The organism is Morganella sp. Je.2.23, assembly GCF_051129855.1.
In the GTDB taxonomy this organism is placed as follows: domain Bacteria; phylum Pseudomonadota; class Gammaproteobacteria; order Enterobacterales; family Enterobacteriaceae; genus Morganella; species Morganella sibonii.
This window is the reverse complement of record NZ_JBCPSQ010000001.1, coordinates 1,635,971-1,660,956: the sequence shown is the minus strand read 5'-3', so window position 1 is coordinate 1,660,956 and position 24,986 is coordinate 1,635,971. Positions and strand designations below refer to the sequence as shown.

Genomic DNA, 24,986 nt, shown 5'->3' with positions numbered 1-24,986 from the left:
GATAGTTCATATTTTCGGTTATTCCGAACAACTGAATACTTGCTGCAAGGCTCTGGTAGCGCAGGGCAGTCCGGCTGAACTAAATCAGCCTCTCTTTTCAGGCACAAAAAAAAGCCGGTTTGGGAATAACCGGCATAAAGAATAAACGACATTATTTTCATATAAATTCAGGTTTTTGTTACTTTTCGATTATAACCTGAAAATACGCATTTATCCGTAATAAGCTTGAAAAACGATTAAACATGCGAATGTGTCTTTTATAGACTTATCTATCAGATATTTATTGTGTGAATTAAAAGTAATACATATTACAAAGGTCGCCCTGTGCGGCCTTTTTTCATATACGCCCCAGTAGCTCAACGGTAGAGCGCTCGGCTCATAACCGATGGGTTGCCGGTTCGAGTCCGGTCTCGGGGCACCAATACGCCGCCACAGAATCCTGAACAAACAAACGTAATCAGCGCAGAGATACTGTGCGCGGCACCCTATTAACTAAATCCTCCGGAAGGGGGCGGTATGGCAAAGATGGATGACAAAGACCTGAAAGTCACCGGTACAGCATGGGGTGTCATATTTGCCATATCCCTTTACGGTGGCTTAGCCCGGTACATTATTGACAACAAACGCAACGGCTACCGCTGGAGCTGGCTGGGGGCAATCATGCAGATGATGGTTTCCGGGTTCTCCGGCCTGATGGGTGGGCTGCTTTCTGTGGAACTCAACGCTTCGTTTTATTACACGGTATTTGCTGCCGGTATGTGTGGCGCTATGGGCTCCTTTGCACTGGACTTCTTTTGGTCAAAATTCTCAGGCGGTAAAAAATGACATTAGGCGAAAAACAACGCAAATTCACCCGCATGATTGCGGACTTAATTATCTTCGCGTACGACAACGGCTATGAGCTGACATTCTCAGAGGCATACCGAACACCGGAGCAGGCCGCGTTAAATGCCGAATCCGGCGCCGGAATTAAAAACAGCCTGCATACCCAGCGGCTGGCGGTTGATTTCAACCTGTTCAAGGATGGCAAATACCTGACAGCGTCAAGTGACCATAAATTACTCGGTGAATATTGGGAATCCATCGGTGGTACTTGGGGCGGGCGGTTCAATGACGGGAATCATTACTCGTTAGAGCACAACGGGGTTAAGTGATATGAGCACCGCAACAAAGATATGGCTCGGAGTTTGCGGAACACTGGCTGTCAGCCTGCTGCTTATCCTGCATCTGTATGGTGGTCTGAAAGATAACCACCAGGCACTGAAAGATAAGCACTCTGCATTGACAGCGGTAAATAACATCACCCTATCTGCTGTCGCTATCAATCAGCGTGTGGCTCTCGACAACATCAAAGCCAAACAGACCGAGGGTACAGAGCATGTCAAAGTTAAGACAGTTATCAAAACAGTATTTAAGGGCAGTGAATGCGCTGTTACTCCTGTTCCCGCTGATGCTGTCAGTGAGTTGCACAGATACGCGACCGGAATTAATACCCGCACCGGTGATACCGATTCCGCCACAACTGACCGCTGATTGTGAGCAGGTAGAGATACCGGATGATCTGACGTTCGGCGGCACGGTTGAGTTACTGGCTGATGCAATGAAGTACATTGCCAACTGCAATCACGATAAGCGGGCAATACGGGAAATAGAAGCGGAGAGGGTGAAAAAATAGCCCCTAGTGTCGAGGCTGGAAAGGATGGTGTAGGTATTTATTATTGTCTTCTGTCGGGTTAATCCTAACTGATATATAAATCGCATTCAATATGCAACTTATAAAGTATTTGTAAATTAACAGTGCCTCGCTAAATAGCGGGGCTTTTTTACGAATAACCCCGACAAGGTTAGATAGCTCTTCTCTGATAGGAGGTGATCACTATCTTGACATGCCGGAACAGACGGAAGTGACCAAAGTAACGTAGTGATGCGTGATGATGGTTGCGAACTTATGGAGCGGAAACACTTTTCTGTTTGTAGTAATATCAGGGAAACCATAATACAAGGAGTTAGCAATGAAACAATTTAATGACGAAGTGTATGGCATTCTTAACGCAGCAGAAGCTCACGGCATGGTTGGCTCCTCTATTACTGCAAATAAAATATTGGCCGCAGCCAAAAAGTATTATCAGTCCGGTAGCGAGTCAGACAAAAAAGAAATTGAGGAGAAGCTAATCGCTCTAGGTAAAGAGCCCGGCATTGGCCTCCCTGTGAATTACATGCAATTCGTTAAGTAACAGATGTCAATTTTAGGAACCCGCCGCGCGCGGGTTTTTTATTATCTGCATTTTATAAAACTCTGCAAACGTCGCTTACGAGTGGCGTTGATAGAGATTTATATAGGTGCGGCAGGGTGGCTGTTTCAAGAATCACCGGCCAAATACAAAACGAACCAGTTTATTGTTCTGATTAACAGGAAAAGATATGGCGCTCACAGATAAACAGGAAATGTTTTGTCGTGAGTACCTCGTAGATTTGAACGCTACACAAGCGGCTATTCGTGCGGGGTACAGCGATAAAACCGCACGTTCCCAAGCTAACCGCATGTTGACAAATGTTGACATTGAAAAACGAATTCAGGAATTGATGAATGCCCGCAGTGAGCGATTAGAGATAACGGCTGATTATGTTCTTAATCGACTTGTCGAAATAGACCAAATGGATGTACTGGATATCCTCCACGATGACGGAGGTATTAAGCCTATCCACGAATGGCCTAAAGTTTGGCGCACATCATTAAGCGGCATGGACTTAGCGGAAATGTTTGAGTCTAAAGATGGTGAGCGTGATTTGGTCGGCATTATGAAAAAAATCAAATGGCCTGACAAGGTGAAGAACCTTGAATTACTCGGCAAGCACATATCTGTCCAGGCATTCCGTGAGCAGGTTAAAAACGAGCATGATGTTGTCGGTACTCTCTCTGACCTGATGGACGAACTATCGAGCAAATAACATGAAGCCAGAGCATTTAGCGTTACTGCGTAATAAGCAATGGCGTCTGAATAATCTGTACTGGATCACCGACAAAGAAGGTCGCCCGGTTCGCTTTAAAATGACGCCTGAGCAAAGTGAGTATTTCGAAGGCATCCACAACCGCAACATCATCCTGAAAGCCCGTCAGCTTGGATTCACGACTGAGGTTTGCATCATCCAGCTTGATGCGGCCATATTTGAATCGGCTAAGTGCGCACTGATAGCTCACACCCTACCGGACGCAAAACGCCTGTTCCGGGAGAAAATAAAATACGCGTATGAGCGCCTGCCGGACGAAATCAAAGCAGCCAACCCCGCAAGTAATGATTCTGCCGGTGAACTGGTATTCAGCAAAGGTGGATCAGTGACCGTGTCCGTTTCGTTTCGTGGCGGCACGCTGCGCTATCTGCACGTATCGGAGTTCGGGAAGATATGTGCCAAGCAACCAGAGAAAGCCCGTGAGATTGTCACAGGGGCGTTTGAGGCGGTATCAACGGAATGCTTCACGACGATTGAGAGCACGGCAGAAGGGCGGGCAGGTTATTTCTTTGACTACTGTCAGTTGGCAGAAAAAGCACTGATGCAGGGCAAAGCACTATCTCCGCTGGACTGGAAGTTTTTCTTCTTTTCCTGGTGGAAGAATCCGCAGTACGCAATCGACCCTGTTGAGCAGTTACCGCAGCGCCTGACAGACTATTTCGATGAGCTGTCAGGCAAGTACGGAATCACACTCACCGACCGGCAGAAAGCCTGGTATTACGCCAAAGAGAAAACACTCGGCGACGATATGAAGCGGGAATACCCGTCGATACCGTCAGAGGCATTTCAGCAGTCTGTGGATGGTGCGTATTACGCCAAGCAATTCCGCTGGCTGTACGAGAATAAACGCATTGGCGAAATCCCTGATAACTCACACCTGCCGGTGCATACGTACTGGGATATCGGCGTGGGTGACTCCACTTCAATCTGGTTTGTGCGTGAAGTCGGTGAAGAATTTCACATTGTCGATCACTACTCAAACAGTGGTGAAGGTCTGCGGCATTACATGAAAGTGCTGAAAGACAAAGGCTATGACTATGCCAGCCACAACGGACCGCATGATATCGATAACCGCGAGTTTGGTTCAGACGCGAAATCACGCCGGGAACTGGCGCGGGAAGGGTACGAAATTGACGGACAGATTTATTCAATACGTTTCGAAGTGGTGCCGAAACTGTCAGTTGATGAGGGCATTGAAGCAGTACGCGAAATTCTGCCGCTCTGTGTATTCGATGAGAACAAGTGTGGCGAAGGTATCACCCACCTTGAGGCGTACCGGAAAGAATGGGATGGCAAACGCGGGTGCTGGAAAGATAAACCACTTCACGACTACACATCACACGACGCTGACGGATTCCGTTATTTCGCAGTTAGTCGCCGTAATAAGAAATCTCACTCCGGCATGCTGATTCGTAAACGTTAATGAGGGCAACAATGGAAGTAAACAGAGACAGGCTGTCATTGGCGGTGAATAACGCTATCAGCGCGGTAGCAAGAGCCAGAATGACATACGCAACCGGCGGCATCGGAACCGGAAACACTAAGCGTCCGCGCATCTGGCGTGAGTTTGGTTATCCGGAAGTGCTGACGTTTAATGACTTTTACAACGCCTATGACCGTAACGCTTTGGGCGGTGCAGCGGTGGACCGGTATATTTCCGGCTGCTGGATTGATGTTCCTGAAATATTCGAAGGTGACGAAGAAGCAGACCAGGACGGTTCTACTGACTGGGATAACAAGCTGAACAAGCTGCTTAAATCACACTGGGAGCAGATCAAAGAGGCCGACAAACGCAATCTGGTTGGCCGGTATTCAGGTCTGATTATTCAGTTGCGTGATGGTCGCAAATGGGATGAACCTGTAGACAGAGCTGTGGTTTCCCGCCTGAAAGACAAGGCCATTATCCGCATGATCCCCGCGTGGGAAGAGCAGCTTGATGTGAGACGCTGGAACGAAGACCAAGCCAGCGAGGACTACGGCTATCCGGCACTTTACTCATTTACAGAGTTGCATGTCGGCAAGGAGTCAGACGGCTCTCCAGGGCGAATTATTGATATCCACCCTGACCGCTTAATCATTCTTGCTGAAGGGGCGGCGGACGGAAAATTAACATCCGGCACCCCGTTGCTGCGGAAAGGCTACAACAAGCTTCTTGATGCCGAAAAGGTATCAGGCGGCAGCGCGGAAGGGTTCCTGAAAAACGCCAGTCGTCAGCTAAACTATGCATTCAGCAAAGAAACAGACTTTCAACGCCTGGCTGAAGCATTAGGTACCAATATGGATGGTCTGGCCGATGCGCTTGATGAGCAGGTTCGCAGACTAAACGAGAGCATTGACGCCTCTGTGATGATGCAGGAAGGGACGGCAAGTGTCCTGTCTGTTGCTCCGGCTGATCCAGAACCAACATGGCGAACCGCGCTGGCGGAATTCGCCGCCTCAATCAATATGCCGGTTAAGGTGCTGATTGGTCAGATTACCGGTGAACGGGCATCAACAGAGGACATGAAGGATTGGGCGAGAACGTGCATGTCGCGGCGTACAGGATTTTTGAAATCAGTGATTGAGTCAGTGGTGTCACGACTCTGGACACTCGGCGTTATTGAGCAAAGAGAAGAGATTACCGTCAGCTGGTCTGATTTACTGGCACCGAGTAAGGCTGAGAAAATCGACTCGATGAACAAAGCCGCCGATATCGCTGTTAAAACGCAACAGGCATTCGGTCATTCAGTATTCCAGGAGAACGAAATCAGGGCGCTGGGGGAATATCCGACCCTGACCGAGTTTGAAAGTACTGATCCACCGGAAACCGGCCCCAAAGGAGACCCGTTAACTGATGATAAAGAACCAGAGAACAGGGTCGCCGATAATACCGAGAAATAAGGCAGACCCGACACAGTCAGGAAAGCCCGTCAGAAAGATGTACCGCGACATTGAAAACCGGTACCACGGACTGAAAAAAGCACTCCGCCAACTGTTTGACCTTTCATTCACCGGCAGAGAACGAAATCAGAACTCACTCTACAGCTATATCCTCGCTAAAAACGCACAGAACGAACCGGATTCGCTTATCAGGATTAACGCCGGTGTTTATTCGTATGATCTTGCTGAGCGGCCTGATGAGTACGCGCGGTTCCTTGAGCGACTGCAATCTATTCTGGATGAGTATCTGCTCGAGGGCGGCAATGAAAATCTGTGGGCGTTCAGTCATGTCGCAGCGGAGTATGACCGCGGCACACTGAATGCGTATACCAACCTGTCGTTACAGTCAGAGGTGTATGCATCACAGACCACGCTCACTTACCTGATGTCGCAGCCTGCGTATCAGAACCAGATAGCCGCCGCGTTTATCTCAACGTTCAGCGACTGGAAAGGCATTTCTGATGCCGCACGTGCCGACCTGTCTAACATCATCGGTACATCGATAGCCAGGGGTGTCAATCCGAGAGAAACAGCCAGAATCGTTAGTCAGCGGCTGGATGTCTCAATGAGCAATGCAAAGCGCATAGCTCAGACAGAGCAGGTAGGCGCGTTACGCCGTGCAAACTGGAATGAAACCACATGGGCGAGTGAGCGGCTCGGTTTACGTACCGGCCTGCTGTGGTTATCTGCACTGAAACCAACCACACGCAGTTGGCATGCAGCACGACACGGCAGGGTGTTCACTGTCGAAGAGGTCGAAGCGTTCTATGCCGACGGCGGCAACCGGTTTAACTGCTATTGCGCGACACAGCCTGTATTACTGAATGACGACGGGACGATTTACAACAAAGGCATTACTGACCGGCTGACAGCAGAACGGAAAGCCTGGTCAGACGATGAGGAGGGTAATTAATGGCGCAGTTAATCAATAAGCCAGTTATTAACGGGCTGACGCCGGTTAGCCATAACGGAAAGATTGTTGCGTGTACCGCTGACGGGCGGGTGATTGGCGGATTAATTAGTTGCAGCGTTGATAGCTGCAATCGCGAATTGGTCACAATGACAATCACTGTTGAAGTGGTTGATCGTGACGGAGGCTTGGTTATTGGCGGCTTGCGTGGTGACGAAAAGCAACAAATTGAGAGTGATTTCCACAACAAGTAACTTCAAGAGGCCACTACATGAAGCTTTCGGGTATTCATGTTAAATCGCTGGCTATCAATTCCTCCACTATCTCAACTGAAATCATCGACGGTGACGAGCATATCGTCATTCGCGGCGTTGTGCCTGTTGTTGATGATGTTGTGATGAACGGGGGGCTATATCCGGCCGGCGAAATTAACAAAAGCTTTCAGTCGATGGAGGGGAAACAGTGCCCGTATGGACACCCAAAAATCGGCACAGATTACGTATCGGCTGACACGCCGAGAGCAGTAAACCAGTTTCACATCGGCGCATGGGCTGAGAATGTCCGCAAAGATGGTGAAAGAGTCGTCATGGACGTGAAGGTCAACCGACGTTTCGCGGATGCCACAGAGAAAGGCAAGGAGTTCCTAGCCCGTGTGGATGACATCATTGCCGGTAACAGCAAAGACCCGATCCACGTCTCCACCGGATTGCTGCTACAGCGTGAGCAGAACAAAGGCAAGTTAAAGGGTAAGCCCTATACATGGGTCGCCAGAAACATGCACTTTGACCACATCGCCATTCTTCCGGCGAGTGAGCCGGGAGCAGCCACGCCGGAGGACGGTGTCGGGATGTTCGTCAACGAGGACGGGCAGAAATGCGATATCGAAAATGTCAGCCTGGTTGATGCGGCAAACTGCACTGAATCCGGCATCTTCAACAAAGCGAAGTTCTTCTTCACCAACGGCTCAAATTTCTCTTTCGAGGAGATCTATAAAGCACTGCGCGATGCCCTGAGAGAACAATCATCAGGTGACGACTGGCCTTACCCGGAAATGGTCTGGCCCGACAAATTCATTTACTACAAAACCGGCAAAACCTACCAGCAAAAATACCTCATTGACGACAACGGCGAAGCTGATTTTGTCGGTGAGCCCATTGAAGTTGTGCGCAAGCCAACAGAGTACGAAGTAAAAACCAATAAGGAAAACGACCCGATGAAACAACTCATCACAAACGCGCTGAAGGCAAAAGGCATCGACACAGACGGAAAATCCGATGCTGAGCTGATGGATGCGTACAACCAGATGATCGCCAATGAATCAAAAGGCGAAGAAACGCCGGAAGAGAAGGCGGCGCGTGAGAAAAAAGAGCAGGAAGAAAAGGCTGCAAAAGACAAAGCAACTAACGGAGATATGCAGGCCATGATCACCGCTGCGGTAAACGCTGCCGTCGCCCCGCTTAAGGAGCAGTTAAACGCAAACGCTGATAAAGAAAAATCAGCCATGCGTGAAGCAGTGAAAGCCAAATTCGGCTTCACAGAAACAGCCGTGAATGCGCTGGACGGTGACCCGCTGAAAGAACTGTACGCACAGTGTGCGCCGGTTCAGGGGCTGAATGGTTCATTCCATTCTCAGCAGAACTCTTCCACCTCAGTATCAGAAATGCCGGAGTAAAACGAAATGGCGAACAAAACAAAACGTGTGATTCATGCAGGCGGAATCTTTCCTAACCCGCTGTTAAATCGTGAAGGTGAGGCGTTAGCAGACATTAAGCCCGGCACGGTAGGCTTTTTCGATGGTGGCAAGTTCAAAGCCTCAGTAGATGGTAAAGAGTCGGCAATCCTGTACGTGGCAAACATGGATTATCTGCGCTGCAAAGGTGTAGATGATGACCTGAAAGCTGGTGATTGGGTGGTGGCAATCCAGCCATTGCAGGGATTATTCCTGAACGTCCGCGCTGCTGCCGGTACGTACAAAAAAGGCCAGCCGGTGATTGTTGCCAACGGCCAGATTACAGCGGCCACCGCTGCGGAAGGTGAAGTTGTATTCGCCTATGTCGAAGAAGATTCAGCACTGACCGCTAAGGCGGGTGAGCTGGTTCGCGTTGTGTTCAAGTAAGGAGAACCGAATGTTTTATTTTTCAACCAAAAAAGCGACCGAAACCGGCAACCTTGAAGCAAATACGGCGCAGTTTGGCGAACTGCAGATTGCCCGTGATGCATCCTCGCAGGCTGTTGCTGAGTTCATTATCCGCGCCAATTCACGCGGTAACGGCGCAATCAGAGTTGATGCCGCTAACGCAGTTGATGACATCCGCCGCCTGTATAAAGCATACGACCAGACTGTTCTGTCCGAGTTTCAGCCGAATACCGAGTTTACCCTGCTGAATGACCTGATGGGGCTTTCTCGCTCCGTGCGTCTGGAAGAATCCGTGTATGAATATGCCCGTAAAGGCAGTGGTGGCGTGGCTCATACGTCAATGTCCGGCCAGATTGGTGCGTTGCTTGATGCCGGTGCATTCACCTTTGACGGTACGATGGTGCCTATTCACGATACTGGCTTTAAATTCGGTTTCCGTGACCCAATCTTCGCGAAAGGTTCCGCGCTGGCCTCTTTGTCCGATGCACAGTCTGATTCTGTTGATACTGTCCGCCGCAAGTATGTTGATTTTATCTGGAACGGGTTCCGTGATTCCGAAGGTAATTTCATCAAGTTTGACGGTAAATCATGGAAAGGTCTTCGTGCTGATGAGCGCGTAGCCCAGGTAACACTGACGGTGAACTTTGCCACCGAGCAGGACGGCAAGGTGATCCGCGCAGAAATCATCAAACTGCGTGATGTGCTGAAACTGCAAAACCTGCAATACGGTGAGCAGACCTGGTATGTGTCAGGTGAAATCCTGTCGAATTGGGAAAGCGTATATTTCGACGTTAACCAGACCCGCACCATCCTGGACGAAGTGAAGAAAATCACCGGCATCAAAGACATCAAAGAAGATTACGAGCTGAAAGGCAATGAAATGCTGATCGTGCCGCTGGGTGCCGGTGTTATCGCTCCGATTGTCGGTCAGGCGTTCGGTACTGTTGCTGACCCGCGCCAGTTCTATAACTCAGATTACGTATGGCGCACATGGGGCGCTGCCGGTCTGATGGTTAAGCAGGACATCAGCGGCCACTTCTCGGTTGTTCACGCGAAAGGCGCATAAGGGGGATTTATGGCACTGGTAAAAGTAGTTTCAAATAACTTCTTCGCCGGTGCCGGTTTCCAGCCTGTGGAAGCCGGTAGCCAACTGACAATGTCAGATGAAAGCGCGAAAGAATGGGAAAAGGCCGGTCTGGTTGAGATTATCGCGTCGGGTGATATTGAAGTAGCATCGCCTGGTAACGATGATTCAGAACAGCCAAAGGCAAAACAGAACGGTAAAAAATAATGCAGATAACTCTTGATGACGTAAAGCCGATGACTGCGGAACTCGGGTTTACATTGCCTGATTCTGTGCTATCGCTGTTACTGAGTCAGGTTAATGCAAAGTCCGGATGTCTCGAAGCCAACTACGACGAAACCACGCAGAAATTGTTGCTGATTTACACCGTTGTGCGGCTGGCATCGCTATCTGGCGCACGAAAGATATCATCACAGAGCGCTCCTAACGGGGCGTCCCGTTCCTTCGCATATGATTCTGCAGGTACTGATTATCTGCTGAACCAAATCCGTGCATGGGACAGTGCCGGATGTCTCTCTGATTTGCCGTTGTCGAGCAAAACGGTTGGCTTCTTCGGTGTGGTCGGGGGGTACCAATGAGTTCAGTTGCAAATTGGGCGTATACCTCATGGGCCACACTGTGGCGGCTTGCCGGGAAGGACAGATACGGTAAGCCCGAATTTTCGGAACCTGTCCATTTTCTGTGTGGCTATGGTAGCGAGCTTAAGGGCGGAAAGATTGATATCGGCTCTGAAATCACTATCAAACTGGTGTTCTGGACTGAGTACGCTGATGCGAAGAAAGGTGATTTTATCGCTATCGGAAGGCACTCAGGTGAGCCGGTATCTGCTGGTGCTGACGAAATCAAATTCATCAAACGCGATGAGGATGCATTCGAGCACATAGCGGATGATTACACCCTGATAACGGCGGTGTGATATGGCGGCAAAAATCAGAGGTATCGCAGAGGTCAGCGCCAATATCAATGCACTGGTCGGCAATATCACAGGGCGCAAAGTTACACGCGCAATACAGGCAGCAATGCTGATTGGTGGCGCTCAGGCCACGCTGTTCACGCCTATCGACACATCAACGCTTATCAACTCTCAGTTCCGTGAAATCACAGTGAACGGCACCCGCGTTACCGGCCGCGTTGGGTATTCTGCCAACTATGCGGTATTTGTCCACGACCCGAAAGTTAAGCAGACATTCCGGCGCGCCACTGCGCGAAAAGAGTTCCTCACGCTGGGATTTGAAGAGAGTCGCGATGAGATTGAAGCGGTCATGCATCAGGAGATGCGCATATGATACACGAAGCGTTTGAGCGTTATCTGAACCGCGTCGGCCTGCTGGATGATTTCACTGTTCAGTACCTGACATGGACGGAAGAACCAGAGTCGCGCACACAGCAATATGCTGTTATTCAGCCTGACGGCGGCAGCGGTAGATTTGCTGACCTTGGCGCTGACGACAATGTAATGCTGATTCTGGTATCCGCACAGAACGATCCGGAGCCGGTATTAACCAGGGCGAAAGATATTCTCAGTTTCGTGGCCGAGTTTCCGGATGATTGCGAACTCAACTCAGTTTACAACCTTGGCGGTATGCCGAAGCCAGTACCGACAGAAGAAGGCCGGTTCATCATGCAGTTGGCCTTCCGCTGCACATCCTGAACAAACACACTTCAAACAGGTCGCTTATGCGGCCTTTTTTATTTGCAAATAAAGAGGTTACAACATGGCACAATGCCCTGATGATAAAGGCCTGGTGATGGGTAATGCGGGAATTCTCCGCATCGCGCCCGGCTGCCCTGGTACGGTTCCTGAACAGTCCGTGTTTCTGCGTCTCGGCGCACTGACCAGTAAAGGGCTGGATTACGGTACTGAAACGGTTACTTCCAAAGCAGACGACACAAAAGGGTTGACCGAGGCTATCGTGACCGGTCTGGATTTAACCATTAAGTTTGATGGTGAGCTGAAGCGCAAAGGTGCTGATGGCTCCACGTCTGCTTTTGATATCGCCAAAGAAATCCTTGCTGAAGTCAAGGCCAGCCGTCAGCCGTCATATTGGGTGCAGCTCGACATGAAAGGCGATGGTAGTGATGTGATTCAGGGTTACATGAACTTCACATCATGGTCGATGGAGTTCCCGACCAAAGAGATCGCCACGTATTCCGGTGAACTGAAAGTCGCAGACGCTGACAGCTTTGAGTGGCTGCAGGAAGAAATCGTGGTGCAGAGCATCACCGCCAACCCAGCGACACTGACAGTGAAATCCGGTGAAACTGCAACATTCACGGTCGGATTTACTCCGGTTGATGCGACAAACAAAAATTACGAGGTGGTCAGCGATAAGCCTAATTTTGCCACCGTCAGTAAATTGCTGAATGTCGTCACTGTTACCGGTGTTGCTGCCGGCACCGCGAATATCACTGCCACATCAGAAGATGGCAGCAAAACGGCGAAATGTGTCGTTACAGTCACTGCGGCCTAAATATTACAAAGGGTGTCTCCGGGTGCCCTTGATAATGTTCAGGAGGATATATGACACCGCGTTTAGAATACGGCGAGATGGTGATATCCACTGCCGAAAATGATTATCTGTTCCGCCCGTCACTGGATGCAATGACGCGAATCGGGTCGCCAAAAGAGATAGTGAGCACGTTTACACGATTAAATGGTGCAGAGGTACAGCAAATTATTGCGTCTGCTGTTGACGCTTACGGGGTTGTTCCTGAATGGCTGATAACACTGTTAAATAAGCCGGTGTACGGGCGCAGCGTTCTGTCATCAGCAATGGACGTAATGCAGGCATGTTGTGACGATGACTGTTCTGAGGTTATCGGTGAATGGCGGGTTGGCAAATCCGGCATGGTGTACAGGCATGGCGCTATGCATTACCGCGATATTATCCTGCTGGCGCGCGAGCTAATGACCCACGGCATTATCGGTAAAGCCAAGGTGCGCAAACTACAGCGCAACGAAGGTAAAGACGAATACTCCGACGAGTTCCACGCCGTCGATTACATCAGTGCCGCCCGTGTACATTTCAGCATCACCCGCAGCGAAGCGGAACAACTTACAATGACCGAGTTCGTGATGATGCTGAAAGCGAAATATCCGGACGAGAAAGGCTTCACGAAAGATGAGTATGAGGCCATCACCAAAGCCGACGATGCCCGTAACGATGATCTGATTAAGGGCAAGCGCCGGTTGGTGAGCAGGAAGAGGGCGTGATGAGGCCCCGGAAGGGGCTTTTTACTATGCAGAGGTAAGCAATGAACCAATTAGACATCTACTTAAATCGTGGTGATGTGAAAGACCATCATCAGAAAAAACAACGTTTTAAGCTTGTATACATTGACGAGGTTGTTCATGGCTCATTTCTGATAACCGAGTTCTGCAATGGTGAAGTGAGGCATTACACACAGAAATCAGGTGAACAGCCGGTGCTAAATAACACGCAGCCATACAGTAAAGATGACTCCCTGCACCCATCGTTAGCTGAACACATTCATGCGTTAGCTGTTGGCAATCAGCCTCGATAAAACAGAAAATTCGTTTATTTTTTGTCCTTATCTCCACTGATTTTTACCGTATATTCCTTTATCAGAAAATCCTTGAAGGTTTTCATAATGCCGTCAATGTCTTTTACTGCGTACGCCGGTAGGTCACCTTTGCGGCTATCAATGTGATCTTGAAGTATTTGGACTATCTCAGAGTTCATTGAACGTCCGTTTTCTTCGGCAATTCTTGCTATCTCTTCTCTCATGCCTGCTGGCATACGAACGTTAAACCTGTCCATCTCTTGACTCGGGAATTTCTTAGTCATGGCGCACCTCGTAATTTTAATGAATTAATGATAGCACCAACTTGACATCCAGATAAATGATGATAAATTGGTTCTAGTACCAAATTGGTTTTGGTGCTAAATTGGTCTAAAGGAGATGATACATGAGTAATGAACTACATGAACAGACAAGAAGCAGCCGGTTCACACTGAACCTCCCAGAGCGTATGCGTGCTGAGCTTGAGGAAAAAGCGAAGATGGATTTTTTGTCACTTAACTCCGCAATTATTATGCGGCTGGCTAAGAGCCTGAGAGAGGAGAGAGCTGATGCCTAATAAAAACAAAACCCCAATGGCTGCAACCATCGGGGCTTCGAACACGAATGAGTTAACCAACGAACAGAAGGTAAACACAATGAATACTTTAGCAGTTACCAACCAGAATGTCACCATGTCAAGCCGTGAGATCGCAAAACTCACCGGAAAGCAGCACAACCATATTTGTCGCGATATCCGTACTATTCTGGTTGCGTTACTCGGCGGGAAAGATGCGGACTATACCCGTAATCCAGATTTGGGTTACTTTACAAATCAGCATGTTATGTGCAATCAGTATGATGATAGCAACCCCAATGCGTGGGAATATCACATTACTCGCCGCTATACTGAGATCCTGATTACTGGCTACGATATCAAACGCCGCACCGCTGTCATTGACCGTATGTTCGAGCTGGAATCCGAAAAGCGTCGCGCAACCCCGATTTTGCCAGGCGCAAAAGAACTGGCTCTGATGGTTATTCAGGCAGAGGAAGAAAAAGAGCGCCTCTTGCTGGAAAACCAAGGGTTGGAATCCCAAGTTGAAGAAATGAAGCCTGATGTTGAAGCCCTGACACGCATTGCTAAATCCCAAGGCTCTATGTGCGTGACCGACGCCGCCAAACAGTTACAGGTTAAGCCGAAGTCTCTTTTTGACACCATGAGCCAGCTCAAATGGATTTACCGCCGCCTTGGTACTCCGTGGATTGGTTACCAGGACAAAATCCAGCAGGGGCTTATTGAGCACAAAGTAACGGTGATCACTAAACCGGATGGTGAGGATAAATCTATTCCGCAGGTTCGCGTCACTCCGAAAGGGCTTTCTAAACTGGCAAAACTGTTAACTCAGGGGGCGGCGGCATGAATAACAAACTGACTATTTCAAACATGCCCATTAAGCAGGATACTGCTGGGCGATATTCTCTCAATGATCTGCATAAAGCATCAGGTAACAAAGAGAAAGATAAGCCTGCAAACTGGCTTCGTTCTGAAAAAACTATTGAATTAATTGATGAAATTTTAATTGCTCAAAATCGAGAAGTTAAAGATCCAGCACAAAATCAAGCACCTGTGATGTCGAAAAGTGGTCGCTACGGTGGCACATACGCCTGCAAAGAACTCGTTTACTCTTACGCCATGTGGATCAGCGCAGCATTCTCCCTGAAAGTGATCCGTGCATATGACGCTCTGGTTTCATCAGTAATGCAGAAGAAGCCAAACTTCCGGCAGTCCACAGCGAAAGAACTCACCCCGTTACGCCAGACAGCCGAGCGTCTTATCGCACACGGTGTCGGTAATATCTACCCGGACATCTGGAAGCACGTTCACGCTGAGTTTGGTGTGCAGCACATCAACGAATTGCTGCCGGAGCAAATCCCGCTGGCGATATCGTATCTGGATGCACTCGAAGGTGAGTACATTCCGAAGCAGCAAGAGATTACTGTACAGCATGATTTTAATTTTCCGCTTTCCTGGTGGAATCAATACAAGGTGGCGCTTAAAGCGCGCGGGATTGACGGATTTAGTCACAAAGAGCCGTGCTTTTTCCCGTACAGATTGTTATATGGCGATATCTGCGAATCACCGTCAGCAATCAGTAACCTGCTATCAGCATTAACAGAGGCCGGTTATGACGTAAGTGCTGCACGGTTAGAGCACAGGGCGCATCGTCATTATGCGGAAAGATCTCTCCAGTCATTAAGGAAGCTCAATGATGTCGTTTCTCCTTTCATTGATGGCGGCCTGAGAATGCAGATAAGCGCACCAATCCCAGCCGATTGGCGCTAGCCCCCACAGGCCACGGACGGCCTTGTAATTCAGATCACACGCCGCCTCTTAACTGAGGCTTTTTTCATTGGAGGCAATATGGAAGGTGATAAATCACATCAACGCAGGCTATCAGATCACATTGCTGAGAAAATGAAGCGACAGGTGTCAGAAAGTGCGCCAGAACATAATCGTGACATTCATATTGATTATTGTGTGCCAGATCGATTTATTAACAAAGATAATGGAAAAGCAAAATAACACATGCATTAATATCTGATTGCCTATTTTGCATGAGGATAAATTGTGATTTCTGATGATTTTAAAAACAAATGTGTAGCACCTGTCGCCAGACACGAAGCCGGACACTGGTTAGCAGCTTATCTTTTCGGCTGGGAGCCAAAGGGTATTGCAATCAAGGTTCCGGAGGAGGAAGACAAGCATTACAGTTATGCAATGACTAGCCACCGCGTCAAGATAGGCTCGCTTGATGAGGTCAGAGATTATGCAAGAAAGAGAGTTATCATCCTGTATAGCGGGATGTACGCATCCTCTTTTAATGGTCGAACATTTGACATGAATAAGATACAACGGGAGATTGAACCATCCGGCGCATCTTACTCTGATTTCTGGAAGGCTGAGGAGATTTATTTCTTTTACTACAACACACTGAGCAACCCCAAAAGCTGGAATGATGAATTTCTGCCAATAATTAGAGAAACGGAAAAAATAATCTCTGATAACAATAAATTTTTGAACGCTGTATCTTCAATCATATGCACGATGGCAGGTGATGTAGGACAGACAATCGAGTTAAGTTATGCGGATCTGGAAGCAATATATAAAGAGTCCATGTCTGCATAGTGCTTGTTTTGCTTTTCTTTTCGCTACTCGGTGCTAGCATAAAGAAAACTAATTATTGAGGGTGGGGATGTGAAGAAGGTATTGATTGCAGCTGTGTGCTGCCTGATGTCTGCTGGGGTCATGGCTGGTGATAAACTGAGTAACAAAGAAATAAAATGGTTGCAATCTACAGATCAAGCGAAAACGCTAGCGTGTGATAAGTTTTCAAATGAAGCATATAGCAAGCTACCACCAAAACCAATCATCATATCTAAATCAGTGTTTGATAATAAATCTATTTTTGATAACAGCGTAAGAGTGTGCGGTGTAGCAAAAGTTGACAATGGTAAATCATACTCGATGTCAATTGCAGAAGAAATTGTAATAGACGGGGTAAAAGTTAGCGTACACCATGTTGATGGCTCAGGAAGAGTGGGGAATGGTGGATATGGAGATAGTGAATCATGGGGCTTTGGTTGTAAAAAAGAGATGATGCATGACAATGTCATTTGTTATATAAGCAATGGAGACCTTTACATATATAGGGACAAAATTGGACATACTATTGTGGTAGGAAAAAATCACTTTCCAAACTCAGCCACTCTTTTAAGGGTGAATAAAGACAGCCCTGTTAAATCTGGTGATAAGGGGATGTTCGACCGTAATTTATCGGAGTCGCTAATAAAAAAAATATCTTCAATAGATTCAATTTCAACGAGATATGTCGAATGGCCGTATGAACGAAATATAGATAAAAAAATCAATATGGAGAATTATGACATAGCAATAAATATTCTGGAGAAGATTTTCAGCAATCACAATTAACAACATTTTCAATAAATAACCCTGCCAACCGGCGGGGTTTTTCATTTTAAGGAGCCGGTAAATGGCACAAGTAGGCGAAATCGTATATCAGGTGCAGATGGATGTTGCGCAGTTGCTGACATCTCAGCGTCAGTTAGATCAGCGACTGCGAAGTATGGAAGGCGGATTTGACCGCGCCACGCGTTCAGTTAACGATACTGAAAATGCCATGTTCTCGCTATCAAAGGCCGCTGCTCTGGTTACGTCCGCGCTTTCAGCCGGTGCGATTATTCATGCTGTCGATGAGTGGGGGCAGATGGCGGCGCGGATCAAGATGGCACTCAACTCCGTTGAAGGTGATGTAGAGCGTTACTCAGAAATTCAGAAGCGTTTTCTGGAAGTCAGTAACCGAAATGGTAAGGCTATCGAGACAGTGCAGGGGTTGTACGCTGGTTCTGCAACCTCAATGAAAGAGCTTGGTTACAACACCACGCAGACCGTTGATTACATCGAATCTCTGTCTTCAGCATTCACCGCTAACGCGACCGGCGCACAGCAGACTGAATCCGCAATGGCCTCCCTTAACCGCGCAATGGTGGTCGGTACGCTGAAAGGGAATGACTGGCACGCAGTGCTTAATGCGACGCCGTCAGTGGTGAACGATATCGCTAAAGAAATATCACGTATGCGAGGCGGGATAAAAGTCACTGAGAATGACGTTAAAAAAATGGCAATGGAAGGCGGTATCTCCATGCAGATATTTGCCAACGCCATGATTGCCGCACGCAAAGAAAACAATGCCCTTGCCGATTCAATGGATAACACCGTGGCGGACGGATTTACCAAACTTACCAACTCGGCGAAAGCGTATTACGGTGAATTAAACCAGGCATACGGTGTAACACGGACAATGTCGGCAGCATTCGCTGATATCACCGCGAACTTTGACACCTTTGCAAACATTGCCAATGTGGTTGCTCTTGTTATTGGTGCGCGGCTTGTCGGTGCATTCTCCGCTTCCATTAAAACAAAAATACTTGATGCGGCAGCTTCCGTGAAACAGGCCCAAGCATACGCTGTTACCGCCAAAGATGCTGAGTATGCAGCCACAGCGGAAAGAAGAAAAGCATTTGCGGACAAAGAATCCACTGCTTCTGCGGTTGCTTTGGCTCAAGCAGAATATAACGTTGCAAAAGGAAGTTCGGCAGAGGGGCTTGCTCTTGATAATTTGAATGCCAAGAAGACCATAGCTCGCAATGCATCACTGTTATACACACAAGCTTTAAAAGCGGAAGCCGCAGCGGCGGAGGCAGCGGCGATTGCCGCTCGCAATGCATCAGGGGTTCTCGGTGTTCTTCGTGGCGGGTTGGCATTAATCGGTGGACCGATGGGTGCAGCTATGTTGGCCGGTGCCGCGATCATGTATTTCAGTGAAAGCTCAAAGCAGGCGAAACAGGATGCATCTGATTTTGCCGATTCGCTGGGTGAATTAAGCGGAAAGCTGAAAGAGCTTACGTTTGATGCCCTGAACGGTGCGATCGGTAAAACAACGGAAAATATTGAGGTTCAGGAAGATGCAGTAAAAGACCTGAAAGATGAAATTGCAGACCTGAATTCTGAGTACGACAATGCAACAAGAAAGAATTTCAGTGTGGCCGGTGCTGAGAAAGACAGGGAAAAAATCCTCAACAAAATAAAAATTAAAACAGCAGAGCTTGAGGTCGCCACGAATAAGCTGAATGACATGCAAAACTTTCTTGCTCAGGCTACAGCGGAGGTGAATGCAAGGGTCGGAGAATCAGAAAAAATCTTTGGCGGTGCAACAGATGGCGCTGGCAAGCTTGGAAATATGGTTCAGTGGCTTGCCGGCCAAATGAAGGATGCCGCCAATGAACAGGCAAACCTGAATGCTGAATTATCAAATAGTAACTTCAGATCAGAGGAAGGCGAAAAGTACATTAAGCAACTGAAAGAGCAAAATGAACTTCTTGCCATCACAGATAAACGCGAGAGAGCAATAGCCGCCGAAAAACAGAGGCAGTTAAAGGCCGGGACTCTTGCTGACTCCAAGCAAATGGAGGAGGCGCTGAAACTTGCCGGTACTTATCACGATTTGTCAGAAGCAGACAAAAAGAGAACCAGTGACGGTAAAAAATCAGCAAGTGCAGCGGCCAGCGCAGCAGCAAAAGAAGCCACAGAGGCCGAAAAACTCAAACAGAAGATAACCGATCTGGCAAACGCGACCAAAGTTGCAGAGTTGGAAACTAAAGGTCTTTCCCGAGAGGCAGCTGTTCTTGAGGCTGTTCAAAAACTCGGTAAAAAAGCAACGGCAGCTCAGATAGCCGAAATAACTGAGCTTGCTGGTAAAGAATACGATCTCACACAGAAGATAAAAGACCGCAAAGAAGCCTTTGAGCAGAATCCGCAGGCAAAAGCCGATCAGGATATGAAACTGGCCAGCGAGCAACTTGAGCGACAACTGAAAGGTAATTTGGTTACCGAAGAGCAATATCAGCAACGCAGGGCGGCGATACACGCTGAGTATTCGCGCAAAATATCGGAAGAAACATCAAATGGTCAGGTGAATATTGTCGCTGAGAATCGGGCGAAAATTGACCCAATTCAGGCACTGGCTAACGAAAATGCTCAGAAGCTGGCTCTGATGGAGTCGTACTATCAGGCAGAGCAGGCGTTGCTGAAGCAGTCGCAGCAGGACGGGCAAATCAGCCATGACCAGTATATCGCAGCCAAACAAGCCACGGACGCACAGTATCTGGCGCTGAAAACTGCACAGGATAAACAGTATCAGGAGCAGCAGCTTGCGGCTCAGTGGGAGTTGTTAAGCCAGCAAAGTCTCGGCTATGACATGCTAACATCCGCAGTTGATTCTCTCTCCGGGAATGCGTCCAACGCTATCACCGGCCTTATCACACAAACCATGAGCTGGAGTGACGCTGCGCGGTCGCTGGGTAATACAATGCTTAACAGCGTGGTTAACTCTATCGTTCAGGTCGGCGTGGAGATGGCTAAAAACTTCATCCTCGGCCAGACATTGGGCGTTGCTACTCAGGCGGCGAACGCATCAGCAGCTGTTGCCGGTGGTGCTGCGGCTTTGGCTGCGTGGACTCCAGCAGCTATCGCGGCATCTATCGCAACGATGGGAGCGGCATCCGCGAGTGGTCTCGGTGCGTATACTGCGGCACAGGCGACCGGCGCAGCAACCAGTATCGGAATGAAGGCACTGACGATTGCCGGTGCGCGTAAAGATGGTGGTCCGGTATCTGCCGGTGAAATGTACCGGGTTGGTGAGGGTGGCAAGCCGGAGATATTCAAAGCATCAAACGGCAACCAGTACATGATCCCCGGCGATAACGGTAAAGTCATCAGCAACCGTGATATCGGTGGCGGTCAGGTGCCGGTGACGGTGAATATCAACGACTATTCATCCGGAGGCAGCAGGATTGATGCTCAGGCCAGACAGGACAGCAACGGCATGACCATAGATGTGTTTATCGCGGACATGGACAACAAAGGGCCGATGCATAGCGCCATCACACGAAACACAACAGCATATGCGAGGGTGAGATGATTATCGACTATCCTGACTGGCTTCCTCTGGCACAGAAGTCAGACAAAAACATGACCATCGACACCGGTTACATGACAGATCAGCCACAGGTCGGCGCGCCGATATTCCAGAAACTGACTGATGACCTGAAAGCGGTCTGGAATGTTACCTGGATATTCACGCTGGCGCAGGAGCGGGCATTTGCTCAGTGGCTGCGCCATCCCGATTATCTGGATAACTGCAACAGGTGGTTCCGGATGAAAATTGATATCGGCGGCAGCGGATTGCAGGAGCAGGAATTACATTTCTTGCCATATCCTGTGCAGACCAGCGTTAACGGCGCATCAGTTACATGGACCGGTCAGGTTATCTGCAAAAACCTGCATAACGACGATGATGAATTCGGTGATGTGATTATCGAGTTCCCGCCGCCGTTCGGCAGCTGGCTGGATGTCATTGTCACTGAAACACTGTCACGGTGTAAGGAGGGATAATGCCGACATTGCGTGAGTTCCGCGCACAACGACCAAACCGCATCCTGTACGAAACACTCCAACTATCACACCCATCGTTCGGCGACATTTACCTGATCACTCACCAGATTTTCCCGAAGACACTCGGCGGGATTGAATACCTGCCGTGCAACTTTGAGATGTCTGAGAGTCAGCAAAGTAAAACGCCGATCATCGACGCAAGCGTAAAATTCAGCCGTGTAGCGCATGAGTTTAAGCAGAAGCTGAAAGCATGGCGGTCGTATTCACGGATGGTGCCGGTCGAGGTGACTTACCGGCTGTTTGATGAAGCGGACAAAGGTACGGCAATCGTGCGCTGGAAGCTGTTTGCAAAGGATGTATCACTGGACGCGGAAGCGGTATCAATGACACTTTCGATGACTAATCCGCTGAACAAGAATGTCGGCCGCATTTATGAGCCGCAGGAATGGCCGGGGCTGGAGGCAGTATGACGACAGATGAATTTACAGACAGGGTGATCGGGGTACCGTGGGTTAACCGGGCATGTTCGTTTACTGCGTGTGACTGCTGGGGGCTGGTGACGCTCTATTACCGGCATGTTATCGGTGCTGAAATTCATCACGACAGCGGTTATGAATCAGACAGTGATTTTGTGACCTGTTATCAAAATGAGGTAAATTTCTGGAAGGCGGAAGATCACCCGATAAGTGGCGGGATATTTGTGGCCTATGACGGTTCGATGCCTGTTCATGTCGGCATTGTGCTCGGCGGGATGGTTCTGCACAGCCGTGGTGATAACGGACACGTCCGTCTGGACAGATTGCTGACCATTCAGCGGATTTACAGCAAAGTGGAGTTTATGACTTATGCCGGTAATTGAAATTCAGCGCCTGCCGGGAACACCTAAAGAGAGAGTCGAAGTAAAATCCGGCTCTCTTTTTTTTGACTGGCTGAAAGAGCAGAGTATCAGCAGCGACGTTGTGATCATGGTCAATGGTGTGCAGCTGGCTGATGGTGACAGCCTTGATTTTGTTGTCACTGAATTGCATCACATTCAGGTATTTGACCAGCCGAAAGGCGGAGCCATCGGAGACCTGTTAAGCCCGATATTCAAACTGGTGTCGAAGGTATTTTCTTTTCTGGCGCCGAAAACGCCGTCATTCACATCCGCAGACGCGAACGTTAAAGACAGTCCGAATAACCGGCTCACAGGACAGACTAACGTCGCCAGAACATACCAGGCTCGTCCGGAAATTCACGGACAGGTAAGGGCATACCCTGATCTGATTCAGCAGTCACTGTTTGAGTACATCGACAATAAGAAGAAGGTCACAGAGTGGATGAATTTCGGTATCGGGAAATTTGATATCGAAAACGTGAAATACTCAGAATCCGAATTAACCGCACTGGACGGCGCTAGTTATCAGATATTTCAGCCCGGTGAAAATATCCCTGAGATATTTGAGGGGTTTGAATTTCACGATGTTGATGGTCAGGAAGTGCCGGGGCCGAATGAAAGTGATGAAATACCGCAGTATCAGGCATCGGCGAATGAGGTCATATCCGGTGAGATAAAGGGCGGCGAGGCGATGATTAAAATCGCCAGGCAAGATGAGTTCGATTACTTCTATGACATTATCAAACCGCGCTCAGTATCAATGACCGTAAATGTATCGTATGACACACCAACCGGTAACGTGACAAAAGACATTAAAGTGGATGCTTATCTGGCTGAGGCGAAAAAAACAGACGATGGGTCAATCGTGCTGCCGAAAAAGTATTACGAGTTCTTTTTCACCAACCTTTCCGGTGGTGACCTGGCGACACTGCCGCCGAATGCTGTCGTTAATACCACGAAATTCATTCTGTATGACAACCAGTTTCTGACCGTCGGTCCGTTCTTTTCTCCTATGGAGGGCGGTGAATTATGGGTGCATCTGAATGCGCAACTCGGGGAGGGGAATTGGGCGACGGCGCGTATTGAGTTTTGGAAAGTGGACGATAATAACGATGAAATTTCCGGTACCAGAGAATCATATAATCGTGGGTTCCCGGAAGTATCAAAAACAAAAACCTATTATAAGACTGAGAAATTCACGCCGCGAGGTGGTTATGGACGATATGCATTCCAGCTGACCAGGCTTGAAAACAGCAACGATAGCAGCATTCTCAAGCTTGAAAAAGCGCACATTATCCGCCGCAGGCTCAATGAGAAACATCCTGACGATACCATTGTCCGTGTGACCGTAAGGGCGACAGAGAACCCGACAAGCTCGCGCGAGCGCAAATATAACGCTCTGGTGACACGGCATGTGATCAGCTATGACATGACCAGCCGCAAAGTGGATTACACTGAACGGCCGTCGCGCTCATTTGCTGATGCTGTGACGCATACATGGATGGTTACCGGCAAGCAACCGGAGAACACTATCGACTTGCACGGGCTGTATGAGATTTACGCCGAACTACCTGACAAACGACTCGGGTACTTCGATTACACGTTTGATGATGAAGATGTATCTCTCGGCCAGCGTATTGAGACAATCTGCAACGTGGCGCGGGTGACGGCATTCTTTGATAACGGTGTACTGACATTTTCCCGTGAGGAAGAACGGAAATATCCGGCGGCGGTGTTTAACCGGTCAAATATCACCGGCAATAACTTCCGCATCTCATACGATATGTCTCTGCCGGGCGGGAATGACGGTGTTGAGGTTGAATACGTTAATCCGCGTACCAACAAAAAAACCTATCTGAAGTACCGTATCGAAAATGGCGCAGTGGTGAAGGGTGCAGCAAAAAGTCCGAACAAAATCACCCTGCACGGGTGCCGTAACGAATATCAGGCCACTGACCGCGCATTGCTGGAAATGGATAGACTGATAAGCCAGCGGACAAGCATCAGCCTGCAAACGCTGGCAGACGGTGATTATGTTTACCCCGGAGATATGGTGCTGGTGGCTGACAGCTACGACAGTAACCAGCAGGGCGGACACATCACCGGCAGAAACGGAAATGTGTTCAGCACCAGTGAGCGCATTGAGTTTTCCGGCGAAATGGTGGTGAGAATCACCGATCACCTCGGAAACTCATCCGGAGAATATCCGGCGCAGGTACGGACCGATACGGATAAGGGATTTATTTCCGATATCCCTGACATTCAGCTCAATATCTATGACGGTCACAATGTTCAGTCGCCGTCACGGTACATCATATCAACCGTCACTGAAATGGATGCCATGCGCTGGGTAGTCTCTGACAAGAAACCAGACGCAGACGGCACGTTTTCTATCACCGCAAGCGAGTACTTCGCACCGAAAGCAGACTATAACGTCTGACATAAAATTCAAACCAACAAGCCAGCCATCGTGCTGGCTTTTTTATTGGAAGA

Annotated in this window: 32 protein-coding genes, 1 tRNA gene and 1 pseudogene; 33 read left to right on the top strand and 1 reads right to left on the bottom strand. The window is 48.7% G+C overall.

From position 1 onward, the window contains the following. The first annotated feature begins 345 nt into the window (after positions 1-345). From AAZR23_RS08040 to AAZR23_RS07935, 22 genes are all read left to right on the top strand, one after another. Positions 346-421 (top strand) — tRNA-Ile (locus AAZR23_RS08040). Between the two features lie 95 nt (positions 422-516). After that, positions 517-825: a phage holin family protein gene (locus AAZR23_RS08035; RefSeq protein ID WP_015422877.1), complete on the top strand. Its 309-nt coding sequence runs from the start codon at positions 517-519 to the stop codon at positions 823-825. Beyond that, complete coding sequence (locus tag AAZR23_RS08030) at positions 822-1,154, top strand: M15 family metallopeptidase (RefSeq protein ID WP_434691736.1); 333 nt, start codon at positions 822-824, stop codon at positions 1,152-1,154. The genes AAZR23_RS08035 and AAZR23_RS08030 overlap by 4 nt, the downstream gene beginning before the upstream one ends. A 1-nt stretch (position 1,155) precedes the next feature. Next, entirely contained in the window at positions 1,156-1,533 is a 378-nt protein-coding gene (locus AAZR23_RS08025; RefSeq protein ID WP_434691733.1) for a hypothetical protein, read from the top strand. Further along, entirely contained in the window at positions 1,451-1,675 is a 225-nt protein-coding gene (lysC, locus tag AAZR23_RS08020) for an Rz1-like lysis system protein LysC (protein WP_434691730.1), read from the top strand. The genes AAZR23_RS08025 and lysC overlap by 83 nt, the downstream gene beginning before the upstream one ends. A 337-nt stretch (positions 1,676-2,012) precedes the next feature. After that, the gene (locus AAZR23_RS08015; RefSeq protein ID WP_434691727.1) at positions 2,013-2,234 is read left to right on the top strand and encodes a hypothetical protein; all 222 of its coding nucleotides are present in this window, start codon (positions 2,013-2,015) and stop codon (positions 2,232-2,234) included. Between the two features lie 187 nt (positions 2,235-2,421). Beyond that, entirely contained in the window at positions 2,422-2,949 is a 528-nt protein-coding gene (locus AAZR23_RS08010) for a terminase small subunit (protein ID WP_434691724.1), read from the top strand. Between the two features lies 1 nt (position 2,950). Further along, positions 2,951-4,432 carry a terminase gene (locus AAZR23_RS08005; RefSeq protein WP_434691721.1) on the top strand — a complete coding sequence of 494 codons (1,482 nt, stop codon included), beginning with the start codon at positions 2,951-2,953 and terminating at the stop codon, positions 4,430-4,432. An 80-nt stretch (positions 4,433-4,512) separates the two neighbouring features. Next, positions 4,513-5,889, top strand: a complete 1,377-nt coding sequence (locus AAZR23_RS08000; RefSeq protein ID WP_434691718.1) for an anti-CBASS protein Acb1 family protein — start codon at positions 4,513-4,515, stop codon at positions 5,887-5,889. Next, positions 5,843-6,841: a phage minor head protein gene (locus AAZR23_RS07995; protein WP_434691716.1), complete on the top strand. Its 999-nt coding sequence runs from the start codon at positions 5,843-5,845 to the stop codon at positions 6,839-6,841. The genes AAZR23_RS08000 and AAZR23_RS07995 overlap by 47 nt, the downstream gene beginning before the upstream one ends. Continuing rightward, entirely contained in the window at positions 6,841-7,092 is a 252-nt protein-coding gene (locus AAZR23_RS07990; RefSeq protein ID WP_434691713.1) for a hypothetical protein, read from the top strand. The genes AAZR23_RS07995 and AAZR23_RS07990 overlap by 1 nt, the downstream gene beginning before the upstream one ends. A 17-nt stretch (positions 7,093-7,109) precedes the next feature. Next, entirely contained in the window at positions 7,110-8,510 is a 1,401-nt protein-coding gene (locus AAZR23_RS07985; RefSeq protein ID WP_434691710.1) for a DUF2213 domain-containing protein, read from the top strand. Between the two features lie 6 nt (positions 8,511-8,516). After that, the gene (locus tag AAZR23_RS07980) at positions 8,517-8,954 is read left to right on the top strand and encodes a hypothetical protein (RefSeq protein WP_046024086.1); all 438 of its coding nucleotides are present in this window, start codon (positions 8,517-8,519) and stop codon (positions 8,952-8,954) included. 10 nt (positions 8,955-8,964) lie between these two features. After that, on the top strand, positions 8,965-10,041 hold the full coding sequence (locus AAZR23_RS07975; RefSeq protein ID WP_434691706.1) for a major capsid protein: 1,077 nt from the start codon (positions 8,965-8,967) through the stop codon (positions 10,039-10,041). A 9-nt stretch (positions 10,042-10,050) separates the two neighbouring features. Then, positions 10,051-10,266, top strand: a complete 216-nt coding sequence (locus AAZR23_RS07970) for a hypothetical protein (RefSeq protein WP_434691704.1) — start codon at positions 10,051-10,053, stop codon at positions 10,264-10,266. Then, positions 10,266-10,637, top strand: coding sequence for a DUF7370 family protein (locus AAZR23_RS07965; RefSeq protein WP_434691701.1), 372 nt, complete (start codon positions 10,266-10,268; stop codon positions 10,635-10,637). The genes AAZR23_RS07970 and AAZR23_RS07965 overlap by 1 nt, the downstream gene beginning before the upstream one ends. Beyond that, positions 10,634-10,975: a hypothetical protein gene (locus tag AAZR23_RS07960; RefSeq protein ID WP_434691698.1), complete on the top strand. Its 342-nt coding sequence runs from the start codon at positions 10,634-10,636 to the stop codon at positions 10,973-10,975. The genes AAZR23_RS07965 and AAZR23_RS07960 overlap by 4 nt, the downstream gene beginning before the upstream one ends. 1 nt (position 10,976) lies before the next feature. Further along, positions 10,977-11,345: a hypothetical protein gene (locus AAZR23_RS07955; RefSeq protein ID WP_101924184.1), complete on the top strand. Its 369-nt coding sequence runs from the start codon at positions 10,977-10,979 to the stop codon at positions 11,343-11,345. Continuing rightward, positions 11,342-11,710, top strand: a complete 369-nt coding sequence (locus AAZR23_RS07950) for a phage tail termination protein (RefSeq protein ID WP_214232581.1) — start codon at positions 11,342-11,344, stop codon at positions 11,708-11,710. The genes AAZR23_RS07955 and AAZR23_RS07950 overlap by 4 nt, the downstream gene beginning before the upstream one ends. A 64-nt stretch (positions 11,711-11,774) precedes the next feature. Next, the gene (locus tag AAZR23_RS07945; protein ID WP_434691694.1) at positions 11,775-12,530 is read left to right on the top strand and encodes an Ig-like domain-containing protein; all 756 of its coding nucleotides are present in this window, start codon (positions 11,775-11,777) and stop codon (positions 12,528-12,530) included. Between the two features lie 50 nt (positions 12,531-12,580). Beyond that, positions 12,581-13,273, top strand: coding sequence for a DUF6246 family protein (locus AAZR23_RS07940; protein ID WP_434691692.1), 693 nt, complete (start codon positions 12,581-12,583; stop codon positions 13,271-13,273). Between the two features lie 41 nt (positions 13,274-13,314). Continuing rightward, positions 13,315-13,584 (top strand): hypothetical protein, encoded by a 270-nt coding sequence (locus tag AAZR23_RS07935; RefSeq protein WP_434691689.1) that lies wholly within the window; start codon positions 13,315-13,317, stop codon positions 13,582-13,584. A 142-nt stretch (positions 13,585-13,726) separates the two neighbouring features. On the opposite strand, the pseudogene AAZR23_RS07930 reads toward AAZR23_RS07935, so the two are convergent. Then, a pseudogene (locus AAZR23_RS07930) lies at positions 13,727-13,868 on the bottom strand (Arc family DNA-binding protein); the annotation flags it as partial. 122 nt (positions 13,869-13,990) lie between these two features. On the opposite strand from AAZR23_RS07930, the gene AAZR23_RS07925 reads away from it, so the two are divergent. The 11 genes from AAZR23_RS07925 to AAZR23_RS07875 all read left to right on the top strand — a co-directional run bounded on the left by AAZR23_RS07925 (position 13,991) and on the right by AAZR23_RS07875 (position 24,933). Continuing rightward, complete coding sequence (locus AAZR23_RS07925; RefSeq protein ID WP_024473531.1) at positions 13,991-14,161, top strand: Arc family DNA-binding protein; 171 nt, start codon at positions 13,991-13,993, stop codon at positions 14,159-14,161. Continuing rightward, positions 14,154-15,005: a phage antirepressor KilAC domain-containing protein gene (locus tag AAZR23_RS07920; protein ID WP_434691686.1), complete on the top strand. Its 852-nt coding sequence runs from the start codon at positions 14,154-14,156 to the stop codon at positions 15,003-15,005. Before AAZR23_RS07925 ends, AAZR23_RS07920 begins: the two co-directional genes overlap by 8 nt. After that, complete coding sequence (locus AAZR23_RS07915; RefSeq protein ID WP_434691684.1) at positions 15,002-15,928, top strand: KilA-N domain-containing protein; 927 nt, start codon at positions 15,002-15,004, stop codon at positions 15,926-15,928. Before AAZR23_RS07920 ends, AAZR23_RS07915 begins: the two co-directional genes overlap by 4 nt. 78 nt (positions 15,929-16,006) lie before the next feature. Next, entirely contained in the window at positions 16,007-16,168 is a 162-nt protein-coding gene (locus tag AAZR23_RS07910; protein WP_434691681.1) for a hypothetical protein, read from the top strand. A 45-nt stretch (positions 16,169-16,213) separates the two neighbouring features. Beyond that, a complete protein-coding gene (locus AAZR23_RS07905) occupies positions 16,214-16,771 on the top strand; it encodes a hypothetical protein (protein WP_434691678.1) in 558 nt (185 codons plus the stop codon). Between the two features lie 69 nt (positions 16,772-16,840). Then, positions 16,841-17,575, top strand: a complete 735-nt coding sequence (locus AAZR23_RS07900) for a hypothetical protein (protein WP_434691676.1) — start codon at positions 16,841-16,843, stop codon at positions 17,573-17,575. A 61-nt stretch (positions 17,576-17,636) separates the two neighbouring features. Then, positions 17,637-21,143, top strand: a complete 3,507-nt coding sequence (locus AAZR23_RS07895; protein WP_434691675.1) for a tape measure protein — start codon at positions 17,637-17,639, stop codon at positions 21,141-21,143. Further along, complete coding sequence (locus AAZR23_RS07890) at positions 21,140-21,616, top strand: hypothetical protein (RefSeq protein WP_434691672.1); 477 nt, start codon at positions 21,140-21,142, stop codon at positions 21,614-21,616. The genes AAZR23_RS07895 and AAZR23_RS07890 overlap by 4 nt, the downstream gene beginning before the upstream one ends. Further along, positions 21,616-22,086 (top strand): DUF1833 family protein, encoded by a 471-nt coding sequence (locus AAZR23_RS07885; protein ID WP_096862212.1) that lies wholly within the window; start codon positions 21,616-21,618, stop codon positions 22,084-22,086. The genes AAZR23_RS07890 and AAZR23_RS07885 overlap by 1 nt, the downstream gene beginning before the upstream one ends. After that, a complete protein-coding gene (locus AAZR23_RS07880; protein ID WP_434691669.1) occupies positions 22,083-22,475 on the top strand; it encodes an NlpC/P60 family protein in 393 nt (130 codons plus the stop codon). The genes AAZR23_RS07885 and AAZR23_RS07880 overlap by 4 nt, the downstream gene beginning before the upstream one ends. After that, entirely contained in the window at positions 22,462-24,933 is a 2,472-nt protein-coding gene (locus tag AAZR23_RS07875; RefSeq protein WP_434691666.1) for a host specificity factor TipJ family phage tail protein, read from the top strand. The genes AAZR23_RS07880 and AAZR23_RS07875 overlap by 14 nt, the downstream gene beginning before the upstream one ends. Positions 24,934-24,986 lie beyond the last annotated feature (53 nt).